A 9579-nucleotide genomic window follows, 5' to 3' on the forward strand; every position below is an offset into this window, starting at 1 on the left:
TCACCAGCAGCAACGCCGACAACCATCTGGTGACGCTGGCCGAAGTCATGGCGATGTACCTGCTGGTATGGTCACCCGTATCGTGGGCGCACATCGACACCAGCATGCCGCCGGGGCTTACGCCTGAACGGCAGGCGCGCTATCGACACGAACAGCAACTGCTGCAGGGTTTTGTCGAAGGCCTGGGCGGCGTCGCGCGGGTGCTGGCGCATCTGCCCAGCCTGATGATCTTCGATGACCATGACATCACCGACGACTGGAACCTTTCGGCGCAGTGGGAAGAAACCGCCTACGGTCATCCCTTCTCGCGGCGCATCATCGGCAATGCCCTGATCGGCTACCTGCTGTGCCAGGGCTGGGGCAACAACCCCGATGTGTTTGGCGACCTGCTGCAACTTTGCCAGGCCCTCAGCCAAAGTGCCGATGGCGACGGCTATCTCGACCGCCCGACGCAGGACCGGCTGATCAAGGCGCTACTGCGCTTTCAGGACTGGCAATTCGCACTGCCGACCCAACCTGCGCTGCTGGTGCTCGACACCCGCACCCGCCGCTGGCGCAGCGAGAGCAACCTGCAAAGACCGTCCGGCCTGCTCGACTGGGAGGCACTGTGCGAACTGCAACAGGCACTGCTGGACCACCCCTCGGCAATCATCGTCTCACCGGCCCCGATCTTCGGCGTCAAGCTGATCGAGAGCATCCAGCGGGTATTCAGCTGGTGCGGTTACCCACTGCTGGTAGATGCCGAGAACTGGATGGCCCACCGTGGCGCAGCGCAGGTGATCCTCAACATCTTCCGCCACTCGCGCACGCCGGGGCATTACGTGATCCTCTCCGGGGACGTGCACTACTCGTTTGTCTACGAAGTGCTGATCCGCCACCGACGCAGTGCACCTCACCTGTGGCAGATCACCAGCAGCGGCATCAAGAACGAGTTCCCCAGGCGCCTGCTCGACGTGTTCGATCGCCTGAACCGCTGGCTGTACGCACCGCGCTCACCGCTCAACTGGTTCACCAAGCGGCGCCTGATGCAGGTGGTGCCGCGCACACCCGCCCACAGCAAGGCCGGCGAACGGCTATGGAACAGCGCCGGCCTGGGTCAGGTGTTTTTCAATGAGCAGGGCCAGCCGGAGCGTATCCTCCAGCTGAATGCCAACGGCGCAGCCCCCACCGAGTTTCCTCGCGGGCCTGAGCAGTAAGGGCATGGCCAGGCGCTCGCCGGGGAGCGCCGCAGGCAGGAATCAGGTGCGCTCCAGGGCGTTGACCAGATCGTGAAAGGCTTCGCGGTTGGAATCGTTCAGGCCCATGAGGATCTTGTGGGCCTCCAGCACCTTGGCCCGCACCACCTCTTCGTTCTGGTCCTGGGAAGGCAGGTCTGTCAGGCATTCAGGACAGGGGATCGGACGATCAACGATGTTGAACACCTGATCGAAACCCATCGACTGCAACAGCCGCGTGATGTCGGGGTGGGTGGTAACCACCGTCGGCAACAGCCCGACCTTCTGCCGCGACAGAATCGACAGCTTGGCCAGCAGACCAAGCGTGGTGCTGTCGATGCTGTTGGTTTCCGTAAGATCGATGACGATCGCCGAAAAATTCAGCGCCGTGAAAATCTTTTCGATCGTTGCGTCCAGCGCCGAACACAGGGTCAGGCGCACTTCACCGACAAACTTCAGAACGAAGGTACCGTTCTGCTCGGCGAACTGGATTCGTCCAGTACTCATTGAAGGTTCCTGCTCAACACCATTAGGGCGATATCATCCGGCATCTCCCCAAGCGTAGCCAATTCGAATCGTTGGCGCAGCCCATCCAGGCTGCCACCCGCAGCCTTGACGATTTCAGGCAAGGCCGCCTCTTTATCTTTGAGTGTGTCGCCGGGCAAAAGGTCCAGAATGCCATCAGACAGCAATGTCAGGCTGAACCGCGGCGGCAACTCCATCACATGGTCCTGGTAGGTCGCCTCGTCGAACAAGCCCACCGGCAAGCCGCGGCCTTCGAGGTAGCCACAATGCTCTGGCGTATACAGCACGGGCAATGGCAGGTGCCCGCCGATGCTGTAGGTCATCAGGCCGGTGTCTTCGTCGATCACGCCACCCACCATGGTCACATGCTTGCCCAGCTTGCAGTTGATCAGGCCACGGTTGATGTGGCCGAGCACTTCCGAAGGCTTGAAATCACGCAAGGTGCCGCTGCGCTTGAATTCGAACAGCAGGCGCGTGGTCATGAACTTCAGCAGCACCGTCACGAACGCCGATGACGCACCATGCCCGGAGACGTCAGCCAAGTAAAACGCGACGCGACGCTCATCCACGCGGAAATAGTCGGTGAAGTCACCGGACAGGTACAACGAAGGGATGATCTGGTGCTCGAAGCGCAGGTCTGAAACCGTCCAGGGGCTCTCTGGCAGCATGTTCATCTGCACCTGCCGCCCGGCAGTCTGATCTTCCTGCAGCAGGTGCAGGCTGGCTTCCAGTTCGCGGTTGCGGTTTCGAGCTTTTCGCGGTAGCGCTGGTTTTCCAGTACCAGGTGCGCACGGTCCAGCGCACGGCGTACCGAATGCTCGAGCACCGCCAGATCTTCCAGGGGCTTGATCAGGTAATCGGCTGCGCCCAGGCGCAAGGCCTCGACGGCATCGTTCATCACGCCTGCGCCAGAGACCACGATCACCGGCAGGTCGGGGGCCCGCTCGGTAACCTGGCGAATCAGCTCCAGGCCGCCCATTTGCGGCATGCGCAGATCGCAGATCACGAGATCGGGCTGATCCTGCTCGAAGACATGAAGACCCTGCTGGCCGTTGCTGGCCTGCAGGACGCTGAAGCCGCTGTCTTCCAGATAGGCGGCAAGGCTCGCACGCACTACGTCGTCATCATCGATTATCAGCAGCGTTGCACTGGTTTTCTGCATGTGGGCAAACGGCGCCAGAAATAGGTTGGCGTAGGCGGCCAGGTAGCACTAGGCCCGCTTACTGGATTCACTTCTAGCCACTCTTGTATTTGAGGTGTAGGACAAAAAGGCCTGCCCGGCAAATATCAGAGGTGCCCTGTAAGGCGCAGACGGTACTCCCATCCGCCAGGGGTTTCAAGCATGCGCCGATGGTCGCTTGCGCACTTTACAGCGCAAATCACCGGGAGTTATAAAAACCCCTTCGAACGCAACTCAATGGAAGGATGCAGGCATGAGCCAGAAGCACGCGGACTACGCCGAGAAGCGTGATTTCATCAGGATGCGCGTGGACACCGAGGTCACCCTGATCAGTGCCGAACAGGTGATTGCGGCCACGTGCCTGGACCTGTCCAGCAGTGGCATGCAGATCAAGGCGCCGAACCGCTTTCAGGTCGGCGACAAACTGCAGGTGCGTATCGACTCCGAGCATACTTCCCTCGCAGCACTGGAAGCTGAGGTTCAGGTGGTATGGATCGCCGACCAACCGCAAAACGAACAAAAACTAGGGTTGCGCATCATCAAAATGACCTGATGAGCGCAATCCGAACCAGTGATTTTCAAACGCAGTCTACGGGAACGTGAACGCGCATACGGTAGGCTTGTTGCTGTCGCAGTTGCCGTCTCCCCACTTATCTTGACTGCCTGGTTCGACACGCTCGGCGCTAAGTTTCAGAGTCAGCGCGGCACCGTCTTCACCTTTGTAGTGACAGGCGATCGTAGTCGCAGCGATAGAGGCCCCCTTAAACGTGTAAGTAGTCGGATCAACCTTGGCGGTACCCACCTGCTCGCCATGCCAGGCCCTCCCGTTCGGTGCGGTAGCCGAGTAGCTGAAGTCAGTGCCTTGCTGAATGCGCCCCGGGTTGGGGCAGATTACCGAGACGGCCTGAGCGCTGGTGAAGAAACCAGCCAGCACGGCAAATCCTACTAAACGTTCAATACGCATGGCGAGTACGCTCTTGTTGGGGTTTACCTCATTATGAGCACTCTACAACTCGCCGAGTACTGACAGAAATATCAGGTACGCTGCCGAAAATGTGCGGCCAGAACCCGAAAGGCACTGGCCATTTTCTATCGAAGATCACAGTCGATCAGAAATCATCTTTCACTTCGCCGTCCTTGACCTTGAACTCGCGGTTCTGCAGGTAGGCGTTGCGAATGAAGCTGTACTTGTCGCCGCGAATCATCTTTTCGGCCGACAGCAGGCTGGCCCGGGTATCGACCACATCCACGGCAAGTGCGGTGTTGCGCGTGGGCACATGGTTGATGTAGCGGTAGGGTTCGGTATAACTGTCGGGGTACTTGGCCAGTGCATCGCGCACGGTGCTCGGGCCGAGCAGCGGCAGCATCACGTACGGGCCGCTCTGCAGGCCCCAGTAGCCGAGGGTCTGGCCGAAGTCTTCGTCGCTGCGCTGCAGGCCCATGCGGGTGCCCACATCGAAGAAGCCGGCAAGGCCGAAGGTGGTGTTGACGATCAGTCGTGCTGTATCCACGCCTGCTGCGTGCGGCTTGAGCTGCAGCACATTGTTGGCCAGGTTGGTCACGTCGCCGACGTTGCGGAACATGTTGTGGATGCCATCTTCCAGAAATTGCGGGGTCACCCACTGGTAGCCCTGCGCCAGCGGCTTGAGCGCGTAGGTATCAACGGTGTCGTTGAACCGGAAGATCGGACGGTTGATGCTTTCCCACGGATCCTCTTCGGTCGCCGCCTGAGCCGCCACCGGCGCCAGCAACAGGCTCGCGCAGACACAGGCCCGGGTCACACGATCGATCACGCCAGCACCGATCCCACGCATAAGGTATCTCCTAGACAATCACTGTGCTGCCACGGCACCAGGGCCTGCGGCAGCTAAAAGGAAACAAGTATAAAGCCTCCCACCCAGATTAGGCAGCTTCGCAGAACCTGCATCGCTAATTTGTGAAGGGCCCGCACGCGGTCATCAAACCGTCACCATGCGGTCATGTTCAGGCGCTAGCCTTGCTGGTTATTTCAGGGATGTCGCCATGCCCCACTCCCCCGCCTTCACTGCCGTGCTGTTCGGCTTGCGCGGTTGCCTGGTCGATTTTGGCGCGCGCTGCCAGGCCACCAGCAGCGAACCGGTGCACCCGACGCCTGGCGCGCTGCAAGCCCTGCACTGGCTCCAGGAACAGGGGGTGCCGTGTGCCTGGCTTGACGAAGCGCCCGCCGCGCTTGCCCGCTACCTGAGCCAGGCGCTGCCGCCGGAACTGGCAGCCCCCACCGCCGGCCACCACGCACCGTGGCCCGCCCCCGACGCCTGCTGGCAGGCCTTGATGCACCTCAACATCGCGCAGTTGGACGGCTGCGTGTTGGTCAGCGGCGAGCCGCGCCTGTTACAGGCCGGCCTGAATGCCGGCCTGTGGACGGTGGGCCTTGCCGCGTGCGGCTCGCTGTGCGGGATGTCGGTGGCGCAATGGCAGACGCTGGGGGAGCGCGAACGCGAACACAAGCGCACCAAGGCTACGCTGCAATTGTTCAGCCTGGGCGTGCATTCGGTGATCGATCAGCTGGAACAGCTGGCCGATTGCCTGGGGGATATTGCCCAACGACGGCTCAAGGGTGAAAAGCCCTGACACAGGACCGTTGACCAAGGTCATGCAAAGCAGCGTCAGGTGGATTAATCTCAAGCACAAGGCATGGACCTTTCGCCTGGCGGCGGGGTCCATGACTGTGCCTATTCATAGAGGGAGATCACCCATGCCTGCCCGCGACCTGCAAGCGCAACTCGACGCCCTGCGCGAGCAATTGGAGCAGAATCCGCCGCTTTCGGAAAAAGAGCGCGAAGACCTGCACGAATTGATGGCGCAGATTCAAGCGAAAATCGAACTGGAGGCTGTAACCCCGGACAACAACCTGGTCGACGGCGTCAACCTTGCCGTGGAGCGCTTCGAAGTGGAGCACCCGGGCCTCACCGCCACCCTGCGCAATATCGTTCAGAGCCTGCAAAGCATGGGCATCTGAACACCGCCCCGTCAAAAAAAGCCCCGTCACACCGGACGGGGCTTTTTCGTTACTGGCGCACCAGCCGACCGTTGCTCAGGGTCACCGCTTCGGTGCTGCGGTAAGGGTTGATGTCCAACCCGCCCCGGCGCACGTAACGTGCATACACCGTGAGGGTTTCCGGCTTGAGCAGGTTCTTGAGGTCAAGGTAGATCCGCTCCACGCATTGTTCGTGGAAGTCGGCGTGCTGACGGAAGCTGATCAGGTAGGTCAGCAGGCTAGCAGGGTCCAGTGCCGCGCCACGGTACTGCACGGTGACACTGCCCCAGTCCGGCTGACCGGTAACCGGGCAGTTGGATTTGAGCAGATGGCTGTGCAGGGTTTGCTCGACCACCTGCGCAGTGTCGCAACGCAGCAACGCGGGCTGCGGCTGCTCGTAGTTGCTGATGCTTACATCGAGGTCGTCGATACACACGCCAGGCAACGCCACCACACCCTCGCGCTCAACCTCGCTCAGGCTGCGGATACGCACGCCCACCGGCTTGCCGGCCGCCGCCGAGAGGTCTTGAACCAGGCACGCCTCAAGCGCTTGCGTCGACTCGAAAACGGTCTGGTTCAACGAGTTCAGGTACAGCTTGAACGATTTGGATTCGATGATGGCCGGCGAATCGGCAGGGATGGCGAATTCACCGATGGCCACCACCGGCTTGCCCGAGGGCAGCAGCCAGGACAGCTCGAAGCAGTTCCAGAAGTCCACGCCCTGCCACGGCAGCGTCTGCGCGCTGACGCCAAGCTCGGCCCATTTGGCGGCACGCGGGATCGGGAACAGCAGCGATGGCGTGTAGGTGGAAACGTATTCGCTGGACTTGCCCAGCGGGGAATGTTCGGCGGCGGGATGCATGGCTCAAACCTGAAGGACGAAATTGCCCTAGTTTATCGGGTTTGAGCCTTGCGTTGGTCATTGCGCGATGGTCAGTGTGCCCACCATCCCGGCCTGGTAGTGGCCCGGCACGTTGCAAGCGAACTGGATCGGCGTCGATTGGCTGAACGTCCAGGTCAATTCGGCGCGCTGGCCGGGCGCGACCATGAGCATGTTCGGGTCGTCGTGGCGCATGCCACCGTGCCCCATCGCAGCGTGATCCATACCTCCATGCCCCATGGCCGAGTGGTCCATCTGGCCCTGCATCGCGGCCATCTGCTGCTGGTGGCGGGCGTGCATGGCCGCATCGCCCAGGTTGAACTCATGGGCCACCTGGCCCTGGTTGAGCAGCACGAAGCGCACCGTTTCGCCGGCCTTGACCGTGAGTGCCCGCGGTTCGAAATACATGTCGCCCATCACCACCTCGACCGTGCGCGTGGCCTGTGCCGCAGCGGCCGGTGCGCCGAAGGCATAATCATGCCCAGGCGCGGCCAGCAGCGGCATGCTCGACAGCGCCAACGCGCCCGCGATCATCAAGTGTTTCATCGTGCATCCTCTATGCTGTTGCATCCACATGCCTGGCACTGTAGAAAACCGCCGCTGGCAACGACCTGACGCACACATTACAACTTTGTCAGCTTCACCCTGCGCCCGCTGGCGCACGGTATAACGCCGACCCCCATCGCCCCGAGAGCCCCATGAAACTGTTGATCGTCGAAGACCAGCCCAAGACCGGCCTGTACCTGCGCCAGGGCCTGAACGAAGCCGGCTTCAGCACCGAGCTCGCCACCGACGGTGACACCGGCCAGCACCTGGCCCTGAACGGCAACTACGACCTGCTTATTCTCGACGTGATGTTGCCGGGGCGCGATGGCTGGCAGATCCTGCAGGCCGTGCGCGAGGCCGGCTGGAAATACCCGTGCTGTTCCTCACCGCCCGCGACACAGTGGAAGACCGCGTGCATGGCTTGGAGCTGGGTGCAGACGACTACCTGATCAAGCCCTTTGCGTTTTCCGAGCTGCTGGCACGGGTTCGTACCCTGCTGCGCCGGGGCACGAGCCCAGCCCAGGAAACCACGTTGAACCTGGCCGACCTGCGCCTGGACCTGATTCGGCGGCGTGTCGAGCGAGCGGGCGCGCGCATCGACCTTACCGCCAAGGAATTCGCCCTGCTCGAACTGCTGCTGCGCCGCCAGGGCGAGGTGCTGCCCAAGTCGCTGATCGCCTCGCAGGTGTGGGACATGAACTTCGACAGCGATACCAACGTGATCGAGGTGGCCATCCGCCGCTTACGCCTGAAGGTCGACGACGCCCACGACCACAAGCTGATCCACACGGTACGCGGCATGGGCTATGTGCTCGAAGAGCGCCCGACGTGATGCGCAGGCTTTCCCTGGGTGGCCGCCTGGCCCTGCTGTTCGCCGCCTGTACGGCAGCGGTGTCGCTGGTGGCAGGCGTGCTGTTCAGTCGCGCCAGTGAATCCCACTTCATCGAACTGGACCAGCAACTGCTCGACAGCCGCGCCTCGCTGCTGCACCGGTTGCTCGACGGCGTGCATGACCGCGCCAGCCTTGAGCCGCACCTGCCTGCCTTGCGTACCGAGTTGAGCCATCAGGCCGACCTGGCGCTGCGCATTCACGGCAGCGACGGGCAGCTCTGGTTCGACAGCCGCCCCGGCCTGCCCGCCTCGCCGACGACGCCAGGCTTGCGCACGCTGCATGCCGAGGGCGCAGCCTTTCGCAGCCTGTACGTGCCGTTGAGCGATACGCGCAGCGACGCGCCGCAGCTTACGCTGTTGCTCGACATCACCCACCACCAGCACTTCCTGCAGCGCATGCAACGCCTGATATGGCTGACGGTCGGCCTGTCCGCACTGGCCACCGCACTGCTCGGCGCCTGGGCCGCGCGCAGTGGCCTGCGCCCGTTGCGACGCATGGGTGAAGTGGCGGCCAGCGTCTCTGCGCGCTCACTGACCACACGCCTGCCCCACGAGCAGATGCCACTGGAGCTGGCAGAGCTGGCCAGCACCGTGAACGCCATGCTGCAACGCCTGGACGATGCATTTCAGCGCCTGTCGGCGTTCTCGGCCGACATTGCCCATGAGCTGCGCACGCCGCTGTCCAACCTGCTGACGCACACCCAGGTGACCCTGACCCGTCCGCGTAGCCTCGACGAGTACCGCGAAGCCCTGCACGGCAACCTGGAGGAACTGCAATGGATGGCACAACTGGTCAACGACATGCTGTACCTGGCCAAGGCCGACCATGGCCTACTGATGCCCAACCGCGAGCCGCTGGCGCTGGAGCAGGAGGCGGATGCCCTGCTCGACTATTACGCGGCGCTGGCCGAGGACGCGCACATCAGCCTGCACCGCAAGGGCCACGCGGCGCTCACCGGAGACCGCCACATGCTGCGCCGCGCCCTGTCCAATCTGCTCGACAACGCGCTGCGCTTTACCCCGGCACAGGGCGAGATTCACATCGTGCTTGCGCAGGATGACAACGGCGTTCGCATGGAGGTGGCCAATCGCGGGGCCGCGATCAATGCGCAGCTGTTGCCGCGCTTGTTCGACCGTTTTTACCGGGCCGACCCGGCGCGCCGCGAAGGCAGCAGCGAGCATGCGGGGTTGGGGCTGGCGATCACCTGCTCGATCGTGCAGGCGCACGGCGGGACGATACGGGCAGAATCGGCACAGGGGTGGACACGGTTCGTGATCGACTTGCCCACCTCATGACCCCATTCGCTGGCAAGCCAGCTCCTACAGG

10 protein-coding genes and 2 pseudogenes are annotated in these 9579 nt (G+C 62.4%); 6 read left to right on the top strand and 6 right to left on the bottom strand.

All coding sequences use genetic code 11. The features are described 5' to 3' along the window. A partial coding sequence (locus tag G3436_RS26135) for an alkaline phosphatase D family protein (RefSeq protein WP_163951171.1) occupies nucleotides 1–1196 on the top strand: 1196 nt, incomplete at its 5' end. Nucleotides 1197–1238: 42 nt separating this feature from the next. Here G3436_RS26135 and rssC read toward each other — a convergent pair. Both rssC and rssB read right to left on the bottom strand, forming a co-directional pair. After that, entirely contained in the window at nucleotides 1239–1721 is a 483-nt protein-coding gene (rssC, locus tag G3436_RS26140; protein WP_163951174.1) for an anti-sigma factor antagonist RssC, read from the bottom strand. Next, a pseudogene (gene rssB / locus G3436_RS26145) lies at nucleotides 1718–2901 on the bottom strand (two-component system response regulator RssB). The gene rssC and the pseudogene rssB overlap by 4 nt, the downstream one beginning before the upstream one ends. A 271-nt stretch (nucleotides 2902–3172) precedes the next feature. On the opposite strand from rssB, the gene G3436_RS26150 reads away from it, so the two are divergent. Continuing rightward, nucleotides 3173–3472 carry a PilZ domain-containing protein gene (locus G3436_RS26150; RefSeq protein ID WP_163951177.1) on the top strand — a complete coding sequence of 100 codons (300 nt, stop codon included), beginning with the start codon at nucleotides 3173–3175 and terminating at the stop codon, nucleotides 3470–3472. 36 nt (nucleotides 3473–3508) lie between these two features. Here the strand turns inward: G3436_RS26150 and G3436_RS26155 are convergent, their stop codons facing one another. Together G3436_RS26155 and G3436_RS26160 are read right to left on the bottom strand one after the other, a co-directional pair. Beyond that, complete coding sequence (locus G3436_RS26155) at nucleotides 3509–3883, bottom strand: hypothetical protein (RefSeq protein ID WP_163951180.1); 375 nt, start codon at nucleotides 3881–3883, stop codon at nucleotides 3509–3511. Between the two features lie 145 nt (nucleotides 3884–4028). Next, on the bottom strand, nucleotides 4029–4733 hold the full coding sequence (locus G3436_RS26160; protein ID WP_163951182.1) for an MlaA family lipoprotein: 705 nt from the start codon (nucleotides 4731–4733) through the stop codon (nucleotides 4029–4031). Between the two features lie 208 nt (nucleotides 4734–4941). On the opposite strand from G3436_RS26160, the gene G3436_RS26165 reads away from it, so the two are divergent. Together G3436_RS26165 and G3436_RS26170 are read left to right on the top strand one after the other, a co-directional pair. Continuing rightward, nucleotides 4942–5529, top strand: coding sequence for an HAD superfamily inactivated hydrolase PcrP (locus tag G3436_RS26165; protein ID WP_163951185.1), 588 nt, complete (start codon nucleotides 4942–4944; stop codon nucleotides 5527–5529). 124 nt (nucleotides 5530–5653) lie between these two features. After that, a complete protein-coding gene (locus G3436_RS26170) occupies nucleotides 5654–5917 on the top strand; it encodes a DUF4404 family protein (RefSeq protein WP_163951187.1) in 264 nt (87 codons plus the stop codon). A gap of 49 nt (nucleotides 5918–5966) precedes the next feature. On the opposite strand, the gene queF is transcribed toward G3436_RS26170, so the two are convergent. Together queF and G3436_RS26180 are read right to left on the bottom strand one after the other, a co-directional pair. Continuing rightward, the gene (gene queF / locus G3436_RS26175) at nucleotides 5967–6797 is read right to left on the bottom strand and encodes an NADPH-dependent 7-cyano-7-deazaguanine reductase QueF (protein ID WP_163951190.1); all 831 of its coding nucleotides are present in this window, start codon (nucleotides 6795–6797) and stop codon (nucleotides 5967–5969) included. A 57-nt stretch (nucleotides 6798–6854) separates the two neighbouring features. Next, on the bottom strand, nucleotides 6855–7361 hold the full coding sequence (locus G3436_RS26180) for a cupredoxin domain-containing protein (protein ID WP_163951193.1): 507 nt from the start codon (nucleotides 7359–7361) through the stop codon (nucleotides 6855–6857). Between the two features lie 152 nt (nucleotides 7362–7513). Here G3436_RS26180 and G3436_RS26185 point away from each other — a divergent pair. Further along, nucleotides 7514–8193: pseudogene (locus G3436_RS26185) on the top strand (heavy metal response regulator transcription factor). Continuing rightward, nucleotides 8190–9548, top strand: a complete 1359-nt coding sequence (locus tag G3436_RS26190; RefSeq protein WP_163951196.1) for a heavy metal sensor histidine kinase — start codon at nucleotides 8190–8192, stop codon at nucleotides 9546–9548. The pseudogene G3436_RS26185 and the gene G3436_RS26190 overlap by 4 nt, the downstream one beginning before the upstream one ends. The last annotated feature ends 31 nt before the right edge of the window (nucleotides 9549–9579 follow it).

It is taken from the genome of Pseudomonas brassicae (assembly GCF_010671725.1).
Classification (GTDB): domain Bacteria; phylum Pseudomonadota; class Gammaproteobacteria; order Pseudomonadales; family Pseudomonadaceae; genus Aquipseudomonas; species Aquipseudomonas brassicae.